Origin of the sequence: Corynebacterium sp. LaCa117, assembly GCF_046717765.1 — a bacterium.
Taxonomy (GTDB): Bacteria; Actinomycetota; Actinomycetes; order Mycobacteriales; family Mycobacteriaceae; genus Corynebacterium; species Corynebacterium kefirresidentii.
Genome location: NZ_CP177102.1, coordinates 2552043 through 2570398, shown reverse-complemented (window position 1 = coordinate 2570398; position 18356 = coordinate 2552043). Strand labels below are relative to the sequence as shown.

Annotated in this window: 14 protein-coding genes; 5 read left to right on the top strand and 9 right to left on the bottom strand. The window is 58.4% G+C overall.

What is annotated here, in order from left to right; all coding sequences use genetic code 11:
* Positions 1-9 precede the first annotated feature (9 nt).
* From trpCF to ACLI1L_RS12310, 4 genes are read right to left on the bottom strand one after another with little or no spacing between them, the layout of a single operon-like run.
* Complete coding sequence (gene trpCF / locus ACLI1L_RS12325) at positions 10-1416, bottom strand: bifunctional indole-3-glycerol-phosphate synthase TrpC/phosphoribosylanthranilate isomerase TrpF (RefSeq protein ID WP_411707705.1); 1407 nt, start codon at positions 1414-1416, stop codon at positions 10-12.
* Positions 1416-2450: an anthranilate phosphoribosyltransferase gene (trpD, locus tag ACLI1L_RS12320; RefSeq protein WP_411707704.1), complete on the bottom strand. Its 1035-nt coding sequence runs from the start codon at positions 2448-2450 to the stop codon at positions 1416-1418. The genes trpCF and trpD overlap by 1 nt, the downstream gene beginning before the upstream one ends.
* Before the next feature lies 1 nt (position 2451).
* Positions 2452-3099: an anthranilate synthase component II gene (locus tag ACLI1L_RS12315; protein WP_086588370.1), complete on the bottom strand. Its 648-nt coding sequence runs from the start codon at positions 3097-3099 to the stop codon at positions 2452-2454.
* Entirely contained in the window at positions 3096-4613 is a 1518-nt protein-coding gene (locus ACLI1L_RS12310; RefSeq protein WP_411707703.1) for an anthranilate synthase component 1, read from the bottom strand. The genes ACLI1L_RS12315 and ACLI1L_RS12310 overlap by 4 nt, the downstream gene beginning before the upstream one ends.
* 330 nt (positions 4614-4943) lie before the next feature.
* Here ACLI1L_RS12310 and ACLI1L_RS12305 point away from each other — a divergent pair, with 330 nt between their 5' ends.
* Positions 4944-6419 carry an NAD-dependent succinate-semialdehyde dehydrogenase gene (locus ACLI1L_RS12305; RefSeq protein WP_411707702.1) on the top strand — a complete coding sequence of 492 codons (1476 nt, stop codon included), beginning with the start codon at positions 4944-4946 and terminating at the stop codon, positions 6417-6419.
* A 328-nt stretch (positions 6420-6747) separates the two neighbouring features.
* On the top strand, positions 6748-7959 hold the full coding sequence (locus ACLI1L_RS12300) for an MFS transporter (RefSeq protein WP_086588367.1): 1212 nt from the start codon (positions 6748-6750) through the stop codon (positions 7957-7959).
* Positions 7960-8127: 168 nt separating this feature from the next.
* Here ACLI1L_RS12300 and ACLI1L_RS12295 read toward each other — a convergent pair whose 3' ends face one another.
* Together ACLI1L_RS12295 and ACLI1L_RS12290 are read right to left on the bottom strand one after the other, a co-directional pair.
* Positions 8128-8760 carry an MOSC domain-containing protein gene (locus ACLI1L_RS12295; protein WP_411707701.1) on the bottom strand — a complete coding sequence of 211 codons (633 nt, stop codon included), beginning with the start codon at positions 8758-8760 and terminating at the stop codon, positions 8128-8130.
* Positions 8761-8770: 10 nt separating this feature from the next.
* Positions 8771-11344: a hypothetical protein gene (locus ACLI1L_RS12290; RefSeq protein ID WP_411707700.1), complete on the bottom strand. Its 2574-nt coding sequence runs from the start codon at positions 11342-11344 to the stop codon at positions 8771-8773.
* A 173-nt stretch (positions 11345-11517) separates the two neighbouring features.
* Here ACLI1L_RS12290 and leuS point away from each other — a divergent pair, with 173 nt between their 5' ends.
* Complete coding sequence (gene leuS, locus ACLI1L_RS12285) at positions 11518-14364, top strand: leucine--tRNA ligase (RefSeq protein WP_411707699.1); 2847 nt, start codon at positions 11518-11520, stop codon at positions 14362-14364.
* On the opposite strand, the gene ACLI1L_RS12280 is transcribed toward leuS, so the two are convergent.
* Positions 14365-15006, bottom strand: a complete 642-nt coding sequence (locus ACLI1L_RS12280; protein WP_411707698.1) for a hypothetical protein — start codon at positions 15004-15006, stop codon at positions 14365-14367. It abuts the gene before it with no gap.
* A 333-nt stretch (positions 15007-15339) separates the two neighbouring features.
* Here ACLI1L_RS12280 and ACLI1L_RS12275 point away from each other — a divergent pair, with 333 nt between their 5' ends.
* Complete coding sequence (locus tag ACLI1L_RS12275; protein ID WP_411707697.1) at positions 15340-15798, top strand: MarR family winged helix-turn-helix transcriptional regulator; 459 nt, start codon at positions 15340-15342, stop codon at positions 15796-15798.
* An 89-nt stretch (positions 15799-15887) separates the two neighbouring features.
* On the opposite strand, the gene ACLI1L_RS12270 is transcribed toward ACLI1L_RS12275, so the two are convergent.
* On the bottom strand, positions 15888-16862 hold the full coding sequence (locus tag ACLI1L_RS12270) for an MDR family oxidoreductase (protein WP_411707696.1): 975 nt from the start codon (positions 16860-16862) through the stop codon (positions 15888-15890).
* Between the two features lie 78 nt (positions 16863-16940).
* Here ACLI1L_RS12270 and ACLI1L_RS12265 point away from each other — a divergent pair, with 78 nt between their 5' ends.
* The gene (locus ACLI1L_RS12265; RefSeq protein ID WP_411707695.1) at positions 16941-17531 is read left to right on the top strand and encodes a VanZ family protein; all 591 of its coding nucleotides are present in this window, start codon (positions 16941-16943) and stop codon (positions 17529-17531) included.
* Here ACLI1L_RS12265 and ACLI1L_RS12260 read toward each other — a convergent pair.
* Positions 17528-18277: a DUF364 domain-containing protein gene (locus ACLI1L_RS12260; RefSeq protein ID WP_086588361.1), complete on the bottom strand. Its 750-nt coding sequence runs from the start codon at positions 18275-18277 to the stop codon at positions 17528-17530. The two genes, ACLI1L_RS12265 and ACLI1L_RS12260, sit on opposite strands and share 4 nt — an antisense overlap.
* Positions 18278-18356 lie beyond the last annotated feature (79 nt).

The window sequence follows — 18356 nt, the reverse complement described above, 5'->3', positions numbered from 1 at the left end:
GTGTTCTTTCTATGGGTGTGTATAGCGTCGGATGATGTGGAAGGCTTGGGACACAAGCGAGGAATCCTTGCGGCCGGGTGCGTACTCTAGACCCGAATTGAGATCGAGGCCCATCGTGCCGATCGACAGTGCCTCTTCGAGGTTGTCCAACCGGAGCCCACCGGCGAGGAAGGATTTATCCTTAACTTCAGGGGGGATAGTGCTCCACTCGAATGAGCTTCCTGACCCGCCGCTTCCGGAGTCCAGGACTAGCGCTTCTACTTCTGGGACAAGGTCAGTTGCCAGTGCTGCAAAATCGGGGTTGAGCATATCGACGGCACGCCAGACGGATAATCCGCCCGCGACGCTGCGTACTTGGCGTAGAAATTCTCTTTCCGCTTCCCTACTTCCTTGGAATGGGGTGTGGAGCTGAAGTGCCTTGAGTCCGGGGAGCTCACATAGTCTCTGTAGCTCTTCGATATCCGAAGAACGTGTCACGGCCACGTAGTCCAGACCCGGCTCTGCGGAGATGATGTCACGCGCGGTTTCACGTGAAACACTGCGCGGCGAATCCCGTACGAAGATAAGTCCTCCGTAGCGGGCCCCTGCAGCACGCGCCGCTTGCGCAGCGGAGGCAGAATTTAGCCCGCATACTTTATTGGTGCCGTAGACAAGATCGCGAGCGGCACGATCGATAGCCTCTTGGCGGCTTAGTTGTGAGCCCACAAGGAATGCGTGCACGTGGGAGCCCAGCCGGCGGACGGTGGCATTGTCGCGGATTCCGGATTCCGAGACGATCGTTTTTCCTTCTGGGATATGGCTAGCGAGGCGCTCGGTTCGTCCCAGGTCGATGCTGAGATCGTGGAGGTTGCGGTTATTGATACCGATGATGTCGCCACCTAATTGCAGCGCTCGTTCCACTTCTTCCTCGGTGATGACTTCAGTCAGGACGTCTAACCCCAGTTCATCAGCCAGCGCCTTGAGCTCAACGTAGGTGTCATCATCCACGATGGACATCATGAGTAAGATGGCATCGGCTCCGTAGTGTCGCGCGGCGTAAACCTGAATGGGATCAACAATGAAGTCTTTGCACAGCACCGGCAGATGGGTAGATTGGGCGACGGTTTGCAGATGGTCATAGTCGCCGCCAAAGCGTGCAGGCTCGCACAGCACCGAAATGGCAGAGGCATAGCGTGAGTAGATACGAGCGATATCGCCCGGATGGTAGTCCGCGCGGATCAACCCCAGGGACGGCGATGCAGACTTACATTCCATGATGAAGCGATTGGTGCCATCGAGGGCTTCGACAAGCGAACGCTCCGAAGGCGGTACGCTAGCGAGGTCCACGTGGGCCAACCTGTCACGTATGTCAGGCAGATGAGTGCGGCGCTGGGCGACGATCTCTTGGAGCACGGTTGGCAATTCCTTCACCGTCATTAGTTTTCCTCCCCTACTGCATAGTTGGCGCTTTCGTGAATATCGAGCCACTTTTCGACAGCTCCGTTATTTATAAGGTCCTTAGCGTGAGAGACTCCTGCCGCGATACTCTCCGTGGTCTCGTTGAGATAGAACATGGCACCTGCGGTGGCAGCGATGGCGTCCACGTGTGCGGGCTTACCTCGGCCGGCAAATATCGCGCGGAGGGCTAAGGCATTTGCAGCGCCATCCCCGCCAGCAAGCTCCACCAGCTCATGGCGCTCGATACCGAGTTCTTCAGGGGTGAGCTGGTAGGTGATAATGTCGCCGTTCCTGAGCTCCCAGGCCTGCGTGGTGCCATGAGTGGCAATCTCATCCGTGCCGGCTCCATGGACGACTAAGGCGCGCTCGCGGCCAAGTTCTCGAAAGACCTCTGCAATGAGTTGGCCTTGATCTGGGTTTGCAATGCCCATGATTTGGAGTGATGGGTGTCCTGGGGACAAGAGCGGTCCGAGGGTATTAAATATGGTTGAGATGCCCAGTGCCTTGCGCACCGGTTGGACGTGGGCGATGGCTGGGTTGTAGGCGGGGGCGAAAAGAAACGTAAAGTTCGAGGCCTCAAATTGGCGGACCGCTCGGGCGGCGTCTAGGTCGAGAGGAATATTGAGGGCCTCGAGAACATCCGCAGAACCGGACTTGGAAGAGACCGAGCGGTTGCCGTGCTTGATCATCTTCACTCCCCCGGCAGCGGCGACGAGCGAGGCCCCCGTCGTGATATTGATGGTATTTGCGCCATCGCCACCAGTGCCGGCCGAATCCATAAGGCCTTTTCCGGTGATCGGGAAGGGATAGCCCACCTTCAGGAAAGCCTTGGCAGCACCGGCAACGTCCGCGAAAGTCTCGCCCCGGGCCCGGATATGAGCGAGCAATGCCGCGATATGGATATCGTCGTAGGCGCCCACGGCCAAGGGGGTAAATACCTCCGTGGCTTCTTCGATGGTGGGTTGTGGATTGCTTAGATAGGCCTGAAAGGTCCGCAGTGGTGTTCGGCTCATTTTAGTTTTCCTTCTCCATAGTGGTGTGGGTAGATAGTTGGTGAATGCAGCGTTCGAGCATTATGGGGCCAGTGGGTGTGAGGACGGATTCTGGGTGGAATTGCAGACCTAGCCTCATACCGTCTTTCGTCTCCGCGGCCATCACTACTTCGCCGATATCTGAGGAAGCGTGTGCTAGGCAGCGCATCTCGTGCGGGACATCCGTACAGCCGAGCGAATGGTAGCGTGCCACTGGAATCTGTGTGCCGAGACTGTTTGGTTGATCAGGTTCGGTATCGGTGGCAAGCCCTTGGAATACGGGATGCTGGACCCCGGCTGGCGTGAGAGTCATCGGAACGGATTTCCCGTGTACCGGGCCGCAGGGCGCAACTACCCCACCGTGGTATTCAAGAAGCGCTTGGAAGCCGAGGCACACGCCGAGGATGGGTGTGGTGCCAAGGGTGGTGTCGATAAGCTCCATCATGCAGCCGGCCGACCGTGGATGGCCGGGTCCGGGAGAAAGCACAATTATGTCGGGCCGCGCCGCCAATACCTCATCGACCGCAACGGTATTACGAAAAACTGTGGTATCGAACCCAGCTAGGGCATCGACGAGGTTATAGACAAAAGAATCGTGGTTATCCAGAAGAACAATGTGTGGCGAACTCATCGCTGCACCTCCAAGTCCGCACCATGTGCTACAGCAATGGCATTGAGCACGGCGTAGGCCTTATGCACCGTTTCATCGGCCTCGGCCTGTGGGACGGAATCTTTGACAACACCGGCACCGGCTTGCACTACTGCGGTGCCGTCTTGGACGTAGGCGGTGCGGATGACAATGCAATTATCCATGGCGCCATCGCCGCGCAGGTACCCCACCGCCCCGCCGTAGGAGCCGCGGCGTGTCCCTTCCGTTCGCCGCACCAGCTCGGTGGCACGAAGCTTGGGCGCACCCGTCAGGGTGCCCATGTTCATACAGGCTCGATAGGCATCGAGCGCATCGAAATCTGAGTGGAGCGTTGCCGTGACGCGGGAGACCAAGTGCATTACACGGGAGTAGCGGTCCACCTGCAATAGCTCTGCCACCTGGCGGCTACGAGGAACGGCCACGCGCGCGAGATCATTGCGTGCTAGGTCTACCAGCATCGTGTGTTCCGCAATCTCTTTGTGGTGAGTACGCATCTCTAATTCATTGCGGATATCAAGCTCATGGCTGATGCTCCCATCCGGGCGCAGCCCGCGCGGCCGAGTGCCAGCGATGGGATAGAGCTGCACTCCCCTATCTTCCGGCGTGAACCTGAGGTTGGATTCTGGCGACGCGCCAAATAGCTCATAGCCGTCGCCGCGAACGTAAAACATGTAAGGCGAAGGGTTAGTTTCTCGCAACGTCCGGTAGGCAGCGAGGGCGCTAGGGCATTCCAGCGTGAAGGAACGCGCGGGCACTACTTGGTAGATATCGCCGGCGTGGATATTGCGTTGTAGCTTTTCCACGTCTGCGCGAAACGTTGCGTCATCCGCATCAGCCACCGCACGGATCTTGTCTTTCTGTGGTGCCGTGGGGCGTGGGGTCTCCGGCCGCGTGGCTAGGGAATCAAGTTCCGCTTTAAGGTGGTCTTCGTCGATATCCCAGCCCTCTAGGCGCGCAGTCCTCTGCAGGTGGTCTACCTCCAGGACCGTTTGAGCCACCAAAAACTCATAGTCTGGGTAGGAATTCGGCCCCGGTTTAACCTCGGGGAGATCTTCGAAGGTGGCCAGGTAGTCATAAGCGAACCCGCCCCCTAGAAATGGTAGTAGCGGAGAGGAATAGGTGGCCTCTAATTGGAAGAATCGCAGAATGTCAACGGTTGATTCAGCAAGGAGTCGCTGCCGCTCGTCGGGTTCGGCAGAAGGCGGGAATTCGAATACAGCGGTAGTAGTTTCACGTGAAACTAGGCGGTGGCGGAACCGGTCTCGGAGAGGAGGAAGGAGCACCTCCCCCGCGTTCGTGAGGGCCCGCACCTCCACCCTGGGGCCATGGCACGTGACTCTGAGTGCTGCCTTGAGGATGGCGAGACAGTTGAGATTCTTCTTAGTCTCGATGTCTGCGCTTTCGAGCAACAGGGAGTCGTGTGGTTTCGCGAGGGTGTCAAAAATGGCGGCCGCATCGCTGTCGTAGGGTATGTCGCGGGTAGCGGTGTATGGCATTGCAGTGCCCTTTCGGAGAGGGTGGGTATGGGAAACGAAAATTAAGCTTCCACGAGCACAGGCACAAAAAACGCCAAAAGGCCCGCAGAATGCGAGCCTGAAAATGGGTTGCGAAAGATGGCCCGCGGGTTACGCGCGCCACCACCAAGCAGTAGTCATGTTCTTCATGGCAGCTACTCTAACCCAAATTTCTATACCGCGGAAGATATTGCCGATAAATATTCTCGCAGCCCGAGCTGGCTTTCTCGCAGCAGTATCCGTATTCGGGACTTTAAAGAAACGAGTGGGGTACTGTTGGGTGCATTAACAAAGGGAAGAAAGGTGATGTAAATGACTATGAGCCCTAATGAGGTAGTGGCAAAGGTTCCTACCCAACTTTTGATTGGAGGCGAGTGGCGAAAGGCATCTTCCGGCGAGACTTTCACGGTGGAAAATCCCGCCACCGGAGAGACCATTGCCACGCTCGAATCAGCTAATTCCGCTGATGCGGTAGCCGCTCTAGATGCTGCTTGTGCGGTGCAAGATGAGTGGGCACGAACCACTCCGCGCGAGCGGGCGAATATCCTCCGCCGGGCCTTCGAGCTGGTACACGAGCGCGCCGATGAGTTCGCGACGTTGATGACACTTGAAATGGGAAAGCCTTTTGCCGAGTCTCAAGGTGAGGTCACCTATGGTGCTGAGTACCTGCGCTGGTTTAGCGAAGAGGCAACGCGCGATTATGGCCGCTACTCCCCCGTTCCGGAGGGCACTTTGCGTATGGTCACACGCCGCAAGCCGGTCGGGCCATGCCTGCTAATTACCCCATGGAACTTTCCCCTCGCGATGGCCACGCGCAAGGTGGCGCCTGCTGTTGCGGCAGGCTGCACCATGGTTCTGAAACCGGCCAAGCTCACCCCACTGACTACGCAGTACTTTGCGCAAACCATGCTCGATGCCGGCCTGCCCAAGGGCGTGCTCAATGTGGTTTCCGGAAGCTCTGCCTCAGCCATTTCGGAGCCTTTGCTTGCCGACGATCGCCTGCGCAAGCTTTCCTTCACCGGCTCCACCCCAGTGGGCAAGACTCTACTGAAGGGTGCCGCGGATAATGTGCTGCGCACCTCCATGGAGCTGGGCGGCAATGCTCCGTTCATCGTCTTTGAGGATGCGGATATCGATCAGGCCGTAGCAGGGGCCATGGGTGCGAAGATGCGCAATATTGGTGAGGCCTGCACCGCGGCCAACCGTTTCCTAGTGCACGAGTCCGTGGCGGAGGAGTTTACGCAAAAGTTGGCGGCGGAGTTTAACAAGCTCGTCGTGGGCAATGGCCTGGACGAAGGCGTTACCTGCGGTCCCCTCATTGAGGCCAAGGCGCTCGACAATATTGCCGCCTTAGTGGATGATGCAGTGGAAAAGGGTGCCACCGTTGTTACCGGTGGCAAGCGCGGCGAAGGTGAGGGTCACTTTTATGCCCCCACGATCTTGAGCAATGTTTCACGTGAAACCCGCGTGGCCCAGGAGGAAATCTTCGGTCCAGTTGCACCTATTTTTACCTTCAGCGAGGAGGCGGAAGCCCTAGAGTTAGCAAACGAGACGGAATATGGTCTTGCGTCCTATGTTTTTACGGAAAACTCAGACCGCCTGTGGCGCGTGGCCGATGGTCTCGAATTTGGCCTGATGGGATTCAATGCCGGCGTCATCTCCAACGCCGCTGCCCCATTCGGCGGCGTCAAGCAATCCGGTTTGGGCCGCGAAGGTGGCGCCGAAGGTATTGAGGAATATACCTCAGTTCAATACTTGGGCATCCGTGACCCTTATGCCAATGTTTAGAAACGCAAGCGTCTGAAAAGACACACAGGCCAGCCGGGCTCCCTTTCGGGGCCCGGCTGCGGCTTAATAATGTAAACATTCATTAAAAATGAGCCCGCCTTCCCGAACCAAAGCATTTATCCTGCTCAAGCTGTCAATATTGTTTGCATTGGGCTGCAAAAAGCGAGGCCGAAAAAGAACAAGAAGGCTTTTTGATTAACCATTGAAGCTTGCGAGGCGTATAGTTCCTATCCGTATAATTTAATTCGTATTTCCTTCGACTGCGCAGCGTGGCCTCATGGCCTGCTCGTGGAGAGGGAATTTTCTTTTTGTTATTTGGAGTGAGTATATGACGTCTACAGAATCTGCAGCGGATAAGCCGCAGCTGATTACACCCACGTTCGTTCTCGCGTGGGTAGCTAATTTCTGTCAGTTTTTGGTTTTCTACCTGTCCGTGACCACCATGGCCCTCTACGCAGTAGAGAGCTTCGGGGCATCGGATACCGTGGGTGGTTTTGCCTCCAGCGCCTTTGTTCTCGGTGCGACGTGCATGCGCGTATTCTCCGGTTGGCTCGTGGACCGCGTAGGCCACAAGAAGGCCGCCCTGACCTCCCTAGTCTTCGTCACAGTCGTTGCTGTGGCGTATTTTTTTGCACAGAACGTCGCCGTTCTTATTATCGTCCGTTTCCTGCACGGCACGGGTTACGCTTTGACCTCCACCGCGCTTATGGCAGTGGCACAGTCCGTCATTCCGCACGAGCGCCGCGCGGAGGGTACTGGCTACTTCGCCCTCGGTACTACCTTGGCAACGGCCTTCGGCCCAGCACTCGGCCTCTTCTTGGCTAATAACATTGGCTACAACACGCTCTTTGCTGTAGCGCTAGGCGCTAATGTCGTGTCTTTGGTCCTGGCCTTGGTGCTGCGCTACCCAGCTGAGGTTTCCGCCGAGAAGCCGGCCTTTACTTTGCGCAATGCCGTGCACCCCAATGTGGTTCCCATCGGCCTGTTTATGTTGTTGGTCGGAATCGCCTACTCCGGTGTGGTTACTTATCTCAACGCTTATGCGCGCAAGGAAGACCTTGTGACTGGCGCAGGTCTGTTCTTTATTGGTTATGCGGTAACCATGCTTATCATGCGCTTTGTTTTGGGCCGCATCCAAGACCATAAGGGCGATAACGCCGTGATGTACCTCGGCCTTGCAGCCTTTATTATCGCTCTGCTCCTCATGGGCTTCCCCACCAACGACGTCATGCTGGTGGTTGCAGGCGCCTGCACCGGTCTGGGTTTCGGCACCCTCAGCCCCGCCTGCCAGGCCATCTCTGTGCGCTCGGTACCCACCGCACAGATGGGCGCGGGTATCTCCACCATGTTCCTCCTGATGGACCTAGGCATTGGCCTGGCTCCGTTCGGCCTAGGCCCCATTGTTGGGGCAACCGGCTTTGACACCATGTACCTCATCCTTGCGGCCCTCGTAGTCATCGCAGCCATCTACTACTTCTTTGTGCACGGTCGCTTCCCCAAGGCCAAGGGGCACCATCTACACTTTGACGAGAGTAAGTAATACAGTTACTCCCCTGTTTGCCTGAAGCATTAAAAGCACACCAGCCATCGAGGCTGGTGTGCTTTTACTTTAGGCGCACCTGGGGATCGTCGCTTGAGGATATGGATGTAGGGTGCGGTGCGTAGCGTAGGGACTGAAAACTAGCCCCAGGGGGCTTACGTTATAGGGCTAGGTGCGAAGATTGTTGTGCTGGTGCGCGGGCAGGCAGCCGGCCTCGATAACGCGCTGGGCAAGGGTACGGTTGCCCATTTTGGCGGCAAAGGCGATGCGCATAGTGATGTCATGGTTGGGTGGCGTATCCATTGTGATGCTGTCGCCGGGTTGGATGTGGCCGGGGGAAATAATGCGCAGATAAGTACCGCAATCGCCACGGGCGGTCCAACGCTTGAGCCACCCGCGCTCCCCTAGCCAGCCGGCAAAGGTGGAACAGGGTTGGCGGGGAACGGATACCTCAAGTACAGCGGTGCCGATTCTTAGGCGTTGGTTAATGAGTAGAGCGGACAGGTCGACGCCTTGGGTGGTGAGGTTTTCACCAAAGCAGCCAGACGCCAGCGGGCGGGAAAGCTCGGATTGCCAGTAGTCCAACTCTTCGCGGGCGTAGGCGTAGATGGCTTTATCATTGCCGCCATGATGTTGGGTGTCACCAATTATATCGCCGCGCACGCCGGAACCGTCGCCATAATGGGGGCCGGGCGCGGCCACATCGATGAAGGATTGCGGCTGCTTGTCGATGCCCGAAAACTCGTGCCGCCCGCTCGGGTCTGGCCGGCGGACGGCGACATTGGTGGAAATGACCTGCATGCCTGCCACACTAGCTGAGCGTGAGCGCCTCCGCGGTGAGAATATCGCGGTAAAACAGCTGCGGCGCGAGGGAGACTGCTTCAGCTAGCTGCGGGAGGGCGCCGTCAAGCGCAGCGGCGAAAGCGGGGTCGGCCAGCTTGCCATTGGCCACGCCGCGCGCCGTGATAGCAAAGACGTAGGAGATAAACGGCATCCAGGCGGAATCGCCGAGCTCCGAATTGCCATCACCAAAGGCATCAAGCGCGAGCAAGGTGTGCAGTACGGACTTATCCACACCTAGCTGTTGCAGCGTTACCCGCAGCTGCATGGCGGTGCTGCGCAGGTTGGAGATGGTACCCAGGCGGGTGAGCGCGAGGTCGTTGGCAAAGCATTCGCGCAGTGCAGTGATGCGGTGAGCATCGTCGCAGAGCTGATCGCTGGCCGTCGATGGTGTGGGCGCCTCACCCGTGGCGCTCATCAGCAGCATTGGGCGGGTGACATCGTCGACGCCGGTGGACGGCACGCGCGCGAGCGCGGCGGAGCCGTGGGCTTCGATGTAGTCATGGGCGGCGTCGGCAAGCGCGGCCAGCAGTGAGGAAGGCTTTTCGGCCGGCTCCTCGCGGCGGAAATTGCGGGAGACCAAGCCGGTGCGGACAAAAGCGCGCATGCGCTGACCCGGCTCAAAATCCGCCGCCATGAGGGCATCCATGCTGGCACGCGGATCGGCCTCAATGTCCTTGATAATCGCCTCGAAAGTTTCCTTGGCCTTGGGCGCTAGGCGGCGCATAGCCGCGTAGGTGGGCCACATACCCTCGGTGTTTGCGGTTTCACCATCCTGGAAGATGATGAGCGCGCTCGCCGGCGGGTACTGCGGCGCGGCCAAGTCGCTGGCCGGCTCATCCTCGCGGAAGTCCACGATGAGGTGGCCGGCGTCCAGCAGCTCCTCGGGCAGCTCGAAGCCTTCCTCGGTGGGCTCCAGTGGCAGCGGCTCGCCTGCGGGATTGCCCAGCGGCCAAGCCCATGCCAGCAGCTCCACCTCTTCCTCGTGTGGCTGCTCGGGGACGAGGATGCCATCCTCGATGGTGGCGCGGGAGACCAACGGAGCTTTGCGCACGGTGGCGATGGCGGCATAGATGAGGTCGCTGGCCGCCGTGGCTTCATATTCCATAACGCGCCGGTCAAAGCTGCGCTTTTGGTGCGCTGCGCGCTCCTTTTCTGGCAGACCCTCGAGGTACTCCTCATAGGAGAGCGTGGACCACAAGAGATAAAGCTCCAGCGAGGTCTTTTTCGTCAGCGCAGACTTCAGCGCCCGGTTTGGCGCGGATAGGCTGGTAGCCGCCTCCGTAGAACCATTGGCCGTGACAAGGTCCCTAATCTTCTGGTTTTTGTCAATGACCACGAACTTCGCTAGCGGCAGTGGCTCCGGCGAGTGGATGGTAAAGAGCGCATCGGCGTCGAGCTGGTCTGCCAGGATGACTTGTTTATCGAGGTAATCGACTGGTTCGGCCGCGGTGCGCTTGACCCGGGTACGAATCGTCGCCGGTTCCACCTGGAAGGTCAGCTCATAGCCGGCCTCGCTGCCGATGGTCTCCTCGCGTACGCTCTCGTCCTCACCAAAGACGCGCTGGCCCTTTTCCATCTGGATGGGCTTGCTCGGCGCAGAGGCCAAGGCATAGCTAAACGGTGAAAGATTGCCTAGGGCGTCGATGAAGCGGAAGTTAGTGCCGCGCGGGCCCTCGTTTTTGGCGCGCATATGCAGTGTTTCCGCGAAGTTAAGGTACTGGATATCCACCAGTTCCTCATCTTTGTACAAGCTAAAGCGGTAACGACCTACCCAGGGATCTTCGAAGGCATCTGCCGGGAGCACCTCGTGGATGCCCTCCGGTAGCTCATCCTCCAGCACGGCCTCTTCTTCCCCACCGATGGGGACATAGGTCAATTCCATGCTGAGCTCTGTGTTCGCGATGACGCGAGGTGACTGTGTATAGACCAGCTCGCCATCCAGCCCGTGGGCATTGGGCAGCGACTTGACGGCCATATCCCAGGCAAAGTCAGGGCTGCCAGACACCTTGATGGTGGCGGGCTCTTGTTGCGGTGCCTCCACCGTGAAGGACTGGCTCACCTCTAGCGGGAAGATGGACCAACCCTCCCAGGCGCCGTGTGGGCGAGGCTCGCCGGCCTTAGCCTTGGTGAATTCCGTGCCAGCAGGGGCGATGCAGGTATATGAGCCTTTAGGTATCGCTGTGGTGGTATCGAGCGGCCGATGGGTGGAATCCAGCACTAAGCCGCCATTGGCCACGCCAGCGAATTCCAAGGTGTGCTCTTCAAAGGAGACGCTCAGATGACTAAAGGGGTGGGGCATGCTGATCCACAGCCCGGGCTCTTCGCCCTCCACGTAGTAGAACTTACGAGTGTCCTCGCTGTCATCGAGCAGCTGAGCGGACACGGTCCACTGGGGATCCTCTGGCTCATAACCTGCGGTTAAGGCTGGTAGGTACAGCTCCAAAGTGTGGGTAGCTGGGGAGAGGCGCAGGTGCGGAATCCCCTGAAATACCGCTGCGTCTGCAAAAGATGAAAGCTGGCTGCGAAACTTCTCCTGGCTCATTTACCCCAGCCTAGATCATTTTCATGCAGATCTGCATTTCGGCTGCGAGCGGGGGAAATGACCCGAAAGCCGGGGGTGAGTCCAGCGGAGAATTTGGGAGCGCGTGTCCAGTAGGACGCGGAATGCGCAGCGAACTACACCGCACCGGCACGCGGCTATTACACTGTGTGATTATGACTACCCAGAGCGATTCCACCTCGTACCGCTATACCCCGGAGCTGGCGAACCAGATCGAGAAGACCTGGCAGCAGTACTGGAAAGACAATGGCACTTTCAACGCCCCGAACCCGGTAGGCGAGCTCGCCACCGATGCGGGCGAGCTGCCTAAGGAAAAGCTCAATGTGCAGGATATGTTCCCCTATCCCTCCGGTGCGGGCCTACACGTGGGACACCCACTGGGATATATCGCCACCGATACTTACGCCCGCTATAACCGCATGCTGGGCAAGAACGTGCTGCACACCTTGGGCTACGATGCCTTCGGCCTGCCGGCCGAGCAGTACGCCATCCAGACCGGTACCCACCCGCGCACCACCACCGAGGCGAATATTGAAAATATGCGCCGCCAGCTGGGTATGTTGGGCTTGGGTCACGATCCGCGCCGCTCGGTGGAATCAACCGATCCGGAGTTCTTCAAGTGGACGCAGTGGATCTTCCTGCAGATTTATAACTCTTGGTTCGATGAGGATCAGCAGAAGGCGCGCCCGATTGCAGAGCTCATCAAGGAACTAGAAGCCAATAAGCGCACCACCAAGGACGGCCGCTACTACGAGGACCTCACCGAAGAGGAAAAGGCCGCGGCTATCGATGAATTCCGCTTGGTCTACCTGTCTAATTCCACGGTGAACTGGTGCCCAGGCTTGGGTACCGTGCTGGCAAACGAGGAGGTCACCGCAGAGGGCAAGTCCGAGCGTGGCAACTTCCCCGTATTTCGCAAGAACTTGTCCCAGTGGATGATGCGCATTACCGCCTACTCCGACCGTCTGCTCGATGATCTGGAACTTTTGGATTGGCCGGAGAAGGTCAAGTCCATGCAGCGCAACTGGATTGGCCGTTCCCGCGGCGCGGAGGTGTCCTTCCCCGCTGAGGGCTATGAGATCGAGGTCTTTACCACTCGACCGGATACGCTTTTCGGCGCCGAGTACGTGGTGCTGGCCCCAGAGCATGAGCTTGTCGACGCCCTCCTCTCCCCCATCCCTTATGACGATGACGTAGACGAGCGTTGGACCTATGGCCACGATGATCCGAAGGAGGCCGTGGAGTCCTACCGCACCGATATTGCCGCCAAGTCCGACCTAGAGCGCCAGGAGAACAAGGAAAAGACCGGTGTCTTCCTTGGCACCTATGCCACCAACCCGGTCTCTGGCAAAAAGGTCCCGATCTTTATCGCCGACTATGTGCTGACCGGCTACGGCACTGGCGCCATCATGGCTGTTCCAGCGCACGATACCCGTGACTACGAGTTTGCTAAGACCTTCGGCCTGCCCATTACGGAGGTTGTTTCTGGCGGCAACGTGGAGGAAGAAGCCTGGACCGAAGACGGCGCGCTGGTTAATTCCTCCAACGACAAGGGCCTGGACCTCAACGGCCTGAACAAGGCCGAGGCCATTGCCGCGGCCATCGAATGGCTGGAAAAGGACGGCTCCGGCCGCGAAAAGGTGCAGTACAAACTGCGCGATTGGCTCTTCGCCCGCCAGCGTTACTGGGGCGAGCCCTTCCCCATCGTCTACGACAAGGACGGTTTTGCCCATGCCCTGCCGGAATCCATGCTGCCAGTGGAGCTTCCAGAAGTAGAAGATTATAAGCCGGTTTCTTTTGATCCAGAGGATAAGAATTCCGAACCACAACCCCCGCTGGCTAAGGTGCGCGACTGGGTCGAGGTAGAACTTGACTTGGGTGACGGCCCGCAGACCTACTTCCGCGATACCAACGTAATGCCGCAGTGGGCAGGTTCTTCCTGGTACCAACTGCGCTACATCGATCCCCGCAACGATGAGGCATTCTGCGATATCGAAAACGAGCGTTATTGGACGGGACCGCGACCAGACCAGCATGGCCCACAGGATCCGGGCGGTGTCGACCTTTATGTCGGCGGTGTCGAGCATGCCGTATTGCACCTGCTTTACTCCCGCTTCTGGCATAAGGTGCTCTTTGACCTGGGATTTGTCAGCTCTCAAGAGCCCTACCGTCGCCTGTACAACCAGGGGTATATCCAGGCCTATGCCTACACCGATTCCCGCGGCGTGTACGTGCCAGCTGCTGAGGTAGAAGAAAAGGACGGCAAGTTCTACTACAACGGAGAAGAGGTCAATCAGGAATACGGCAAGATGGGCAAGTCCCTGAAGAATGCTGTAGCTCCGGACGATATCTGCCGCGACTTTGGCGCCGATACCCTGCGTGTGTATGAAATGTCCATGGGTCCGTTGGACACCTCCCGCCCGTGGGCTACCAAGGACGTCGTCGGCTCCCAGCGCTTCCTGCAGCGCCTGTGGCGCCTTGCCGTCAATGAGGACACCGGAGAGCTGGCCACTACCGACGCCAAGTTGAGCGAGGATGATCTCAAGCAGCTGCACCGCACCATCGCGGGAGTGCGCGATGATTATGAGAACCTGCGGCTCAATACCGTGGTGGCCAAGCTCATCGAGTACGTCAACTACCTGACCAAGACCTATCGCACCGAGGCACCGCGCGCCGCCGTCGAACCAATCGCCCAATTGGTCTCCCCCATCGCCCCGCATATCGCGGAAGAACTGTGGCAGCGCTTCGGCCACGACGAGACCATCACCTATCAGCCCTTCCCCACTTTTGAGGAAAAGTACCTGGTAGATGATGAGATCGAGTTGCCGGTACAGATCAACGGCAAGGTAAAGGCCCGCATCAACGTAGCTGCCGATGCCGACCAGGAGGCGGTCTTCGAGGTTGCTCTGGCCGATGCCAAGATCACCGAACTGACTAGTGGAAAGAACGTAGTGAAGAAGATCTACGTTCCGGGCCGCATGGTCAACCTCGTCGTCAAGTAGTTACTCCTCCCAAAACTCCGTGGCGCACAGCGCTATGCCGTGTGCCCGGATTCCCTGGCCGACCTCCAGTTTCTCGTTCACAATGAGCGGCAGGCCGTCGAGGTCGCATACCCAAAACTCCCCCATGCCCAGCTCATTGCTGTGTTTGGCGACGCCCCCGATAGTCCCCGCTACCTCTACCTGCGGGTTAAGCATGCTGGGCTTGAAGTTCCGGTAGAAGCGCTCGGTAGCGGGCGAGTTCAAGGAAAACTCTTCCGGCTCCCCTACCTGGTAATTCAAAGCCACAACCGCCGGCCGCACCTGTCCCTGGAGCTTTTCTCCTCCGACTGGGTTGCCTGCCGGCAGGGCAAAGGGCGCATCCGCCAGCGCCGCGAACTGTAGACCACCAGTTTCCACAATGCCGATATAGGGCGTTGCGCGATATATCGTGCCCGGTGCCTCTTCCCCACCCCGGTAGGAAGGAACTGCGGCCCACTCCCCTTCGTACTCCATAGCCGTGACTGCCATTCCGGAGGCATCGGCGTGGAATAGCACTCGATCAAATCCGGGCGCCTCCCACATGTCGTGGTCGGTAGGCAGCTCCGCAATGAGTTCTTCCATATCCGCGACGTCGAAACCGCACGTGCTAAATAGCTTATCCATGCTTGCCATTCTAAACGCTGCGGTCCTCTCTGCCGGAGGGGTCATTGCGTTCGCACTCGCATCTTTGCCGCGAGTATTTACTTCACTATTTACTTTCTAAGTCAAGAACATATCTACTCAAACAATGGTGCGTCTCAGCAGATAGGTTTTCAAAAGGAATATAAAAGTGCTTTTGGTAGCAAAGGTATAGGTTTGCGAAATTGTGGTTCCCGTAGACCCACATCTCTGTGCAGTAGTGGGAGTTGGTGTATCAACTCCTTGAAAGTAAATGAGTTGCTAAATCAACTCTGCAGTATAGACTGTTGATAGAACAAGACCCAAAGGAGGAATGCGATGCGCGTGGAGCAGAGTGCGGCGTGGGGGGACTTTGTTGCCATGCAGGAAGCGCTCCACGCGCGGCTTTCTGGGCAGCTGCAGAGTGGCTCTAGATTGAGCGAGGCAGACTACGCGGTCTTGGCCGTGCTGAATCGTCGGCGCCAGATTTCCACACGCCCGCATGAATTGGCGGCGGAGCTTCGGTGGGAGAAGTCGCGGTTGCATCGGCAGTTAGTGCGCATGGAGTCCCGAAAATTGGTTTCCAGGCGCGAGGCGCCGGAGTTAGGAACCCGTGCAGTTGAAGTCACTGTGACGGAAAGGGGAAGTGGCGCTTTCAACGCAGCGATCGCGCGACATACCGCCGCAGTCGAGGAAATCGTGGTGGGCACCCTTAGTGATGAAGACCTACAAACCTTGGGGAGGATTTCCCGCACATTGCTACGCGGGGTAGTTAAAGAGGGGACGTCGGAAAGCTAGCGCGTCGCGCGGTGACCGTGCCTACAAACGCGTATACAAAAAGCACCCGCCAAGAAGGCGGGTGCCGTGCAAGAGTCTCTAGGGGTGGCCTAGGAAATCTTAAGAACGGTGCGTCCGTGGTGGGTGCCCTCGAGGAGGGACTTGGATTCCTCGACAACGTCCGACAACGGAATCGTATTGGTCAGGGACTTGAGGATGGACAGGTCCAGCTTGCGTGCGAGCAGCTGCCATGCGTTCTGGCGGTAGTGGAGCGGGGCGTCGACAGAGTTAACGCCGGCGAGGTGCACGTTGCGCAGAATGAACGGCAAGACGGTGGTGGGCAGGTCTGGGCCGGCGGCCATACCGGTGGAGGCGACGGTGCCGCCCCATACGGTACGGGCCAATACATTGGCCAGGACGTGGGAGCCGGAGGTGTCGACGGCGCCGGCGTAGGTTGCCTTCTGCAGGGGCTTTCCGGACTCGGCGAACTCGGCGCGATCCACAATGGTGTGGGCGCCTAGCTCGTGGAGGTACTGGGAGTAGTCATCTGGGCGGCCGGTCATCGCGTGGACCTCGTAGCCAGCATTGGAGAGGAGGTTCACAGCGATGGAGCCTACGCCACCGGTGGCGCCGGTGACCAAAACTGGACCATCGGGAAGCCCGCGCAGAGAATTAACGCACAGGGCGGCAGTGTAACCTGCGGTTCCCACGGCGGCCGCTTGTTCTGCGGTGAAGTCTGCGGGGAGCGCGACGGTGGCCTGGGAGTTAACGCGCTGCTTCGGGGTGTAGCCGCCGTGGCGGAACTCGCCAAGGCCATCACCGAAGGAGGCGACCAAGGTGCCAACCGGTAGGCGCTCTACGCTGGACTCGGAAACGGTGCCGACCACGTCGATGCCCGGGACAAGGGGACTGGTGCGCATGACACCGCGGTCGCCCGCGATTGCCATGGCATCCTTGTAATTCAGAGAAGAATAAGAAACATCAACGGTAATGTCACCCTCGCCGAGGAACTCTCCCTCTTCAAAGGAGGTCGTGACGCTTTTATCTTCGTTGCGAGTTACTAGTAGCGTGCTCATGCTCACCATCGTACGTTAAATGTGATGCAGGGATTCGACAGCGAATCTCCCGGGGATTTTTCAGACAGGCTTGTTAACTTGGGCATTATGATGACGACCACTGGATCCACCCGCACTTCGCACCAGGTAAGGGCGCAAGGCGCGCCTGTCAAGCGCACGTTGCGGCGCAGTGCTGGCGTTGCCTGCGTGGTCGTTATGGTGGCTATTGCCGTAGCTACAGTGGGCAAGCCGTTTATTGATATTCCCGGCGTGCTCGATGCCTCTGCACATGCCCGCCGCAGCCTGGATCTGCAAATGTTCAACGGCTTTAATAACCCTCATCCGTGGTGGGGACCGTGGACCAATACCTTGGGCAATATAGCGCTCTTTTTCCCACTTGGCGCGTGCTTGGTAGTGATGGGGCAACATTCGCGCCACGTCCGCTTTGGTCGTGGCGGAACCATCCTTCTAGCCATGGCGCTCAGCTTGGGCATCGAAACTACCCAATATCTATTCTCACTGGGCTTTAGCGATGTCGACGATGTGGTTTTCAATACCCTTGGAGCGTCCTTGGGCGCGTTCCTAGTTAGCCGCAAGAGCGCAAAGGCGCAGCTGCGCGCCGTCCGCGCTGTCGGCTGGATGGCCGCATTGGGCTTGGGTGCCCTCGCCGCTGCGATTGTGGCCGGAGTAATTGTCTAAGTACCCAGGCTGACGCGGTGCCCGAAATTAAACATATCGAGGGAATCTCCCTCTTCGAGGCACTCAAACATACCGGCGGCGTCGGTGGGAACTATGCCGGTGACCTGTGATACTCCGTAGTCCTGAAGGAGAATAGGGGCCAAGGGCGTTGAGGGCCCCAAGATTACATTGAAGGACTCGCGGGAGAGTTCCAGCAGGCGGGGAGCGGTCTTATTAACAAAGGCGGAGCCGGTAATGAAGACATAATCGCACTCGGGCAGTATGTACTCGGCGGCGGAATCGGGGTAGTCGCCCTCATTGAGCGAACGCTCTAGCATATAAAAATCCGCCGCCTGGTTGAGCGCCTTAGGCGCAAAAGGGAAGTGGCCAATGACGGCGACCTTCTTACCCGCGACGGCTTCGCGGAAGGGATCGAAGATGTGGGGCCAGGGGGCGTCGGCAAGCGCAAAGCCATGTTCATCGGCCACGGAAGGCGTGGCGTAATAGGAATTGAGCGCAGCCATGCCGAAGGATGCTTCTGAGAAATTCCAACTCTTGGCCAGCTGTGCGATGGCACGTAAGGGAACGCCGGAGTACTCAGCGCTCATCTGGGCGGGGCGGGAGGTTGCTGACATGGTCATGGCCACGCCGCAGCTAGGACTTTCGGTGTAAACGCGGGTCCACCGCGGGTTTTGGGCGGCGCGGGAGACCACTATGTCACGGGGAATGGCATCGATGAGGTCATCGTAGAGATCCCAGGCGGACATGAATAAACCAGCTTTCCCTAATCGTTTGGTACTACCTGCGAGGAGGCAGTTTAGTCGAATGGGTGGGGAGCAACCTATA

Excerpts from the sequence above, each read along its gene's own strand:
- ACLI1L_RS12305 (WP_411707702.1), top strand. The coding sequence starts at position 4,944 with ATGACTATGAGCCCTAATGAGGTAGTGGCAAAGGTTCCTACCCAACTT.
- trpD (WP_411707704.1), bottom strand. The coding sequence starts at position 2,450 with ATGAGCCGAACACCACTGCGGACCTTTCAGGCCTATCTAAGCAATCCA.
- ACLI1L_RS12310 (WP_411707703.1), bottom strand. The coding sequence starts at position 4,613 with ATGCCATACACCGCTACCCGCGACATACCCTACGACAGCGATGCGGCC.
- ACLI1L_RS12315 (WP_086588370.1), bottom strand. The coding sequence starts at position 3,099 with ATGAGTTCGCCACACATTGTTCTTCTGGATAACCACGATTCTTTTGTC.
- leuS (WP_411707699.1), top strand. The coding sequence starts at position 11,518 with ATGACTACCCAGAGCGATTCCACCTCGTACCGCTATACCCCGGAGCTG.
- ACLI1L_RS12275 (WP_411707697.1), top strand. The coding sequence starts at position 15,340 with ATGCGCGTGGAGCAGAGTGCGGCGTGGGGGGACTTTGTTGCCATGCAG.
- ACLI1L_RS12300 (WP_086588367.1), top strand. The coding sequence starts at position 6,748 with ATGACGTCTACAGAATCTGCAGCGGATAAGCCGCAGCTGATTACACCC.
- ACLI1L_RS12260 (WP_086588361.1), bottom strand. The coding sequence starts at position 18,277 with ATGTCCGCCTGGGATCTCTACGATGACCTCATCGATGCCATTCCCCGT.
- ACLI1L_RS12270 (WP_411707696.1), bottom strand. The coding sequence starts at position 16,862 with ATGGTGAGCATGAGCACGCTACTAGTAACTCGCAACGAAGATAAAAGC.
- ACLI1L_RS12290 (WP_411707700.1), bottom strand. The coding sequence starts at position 11,344 with ATGAGCCAGGAGAAGTTTCGCAGCCAGCTTTCATCTTTTGCAGACGCA.
- trpCF (WP_411707705.1), bottom strand. The coding sequence starts at position 1,416 with ATGACGGTGAAGGAATTGCCAACCGTGCTCCAAGAGATCGTCGCCCAG.
- ACLI1L_RS12295 (WP_411707701.1), bottom strand. The coding sequence starts at position 8,760 with ATGCAGGTCATTTCCACCAATGTCGCCGTCCGCCGGCCAGACCCGAGC.
- ACLI1L_RS12265 (WP_411707695.1), top strand. The coding sequence starts at position 16,941 with ATGATGACGACCACTGGATCCACCCGCACTTCGCACCAGGTAAGGGCG.
- ACLI1L_RS12280 (WP_411707698.1), bottom strand. The coding sequence starts at position 15,006 with ATGGATAAGCTATTTAGCACGTGCGGTTTCGACGTCGCGGATATGGAA.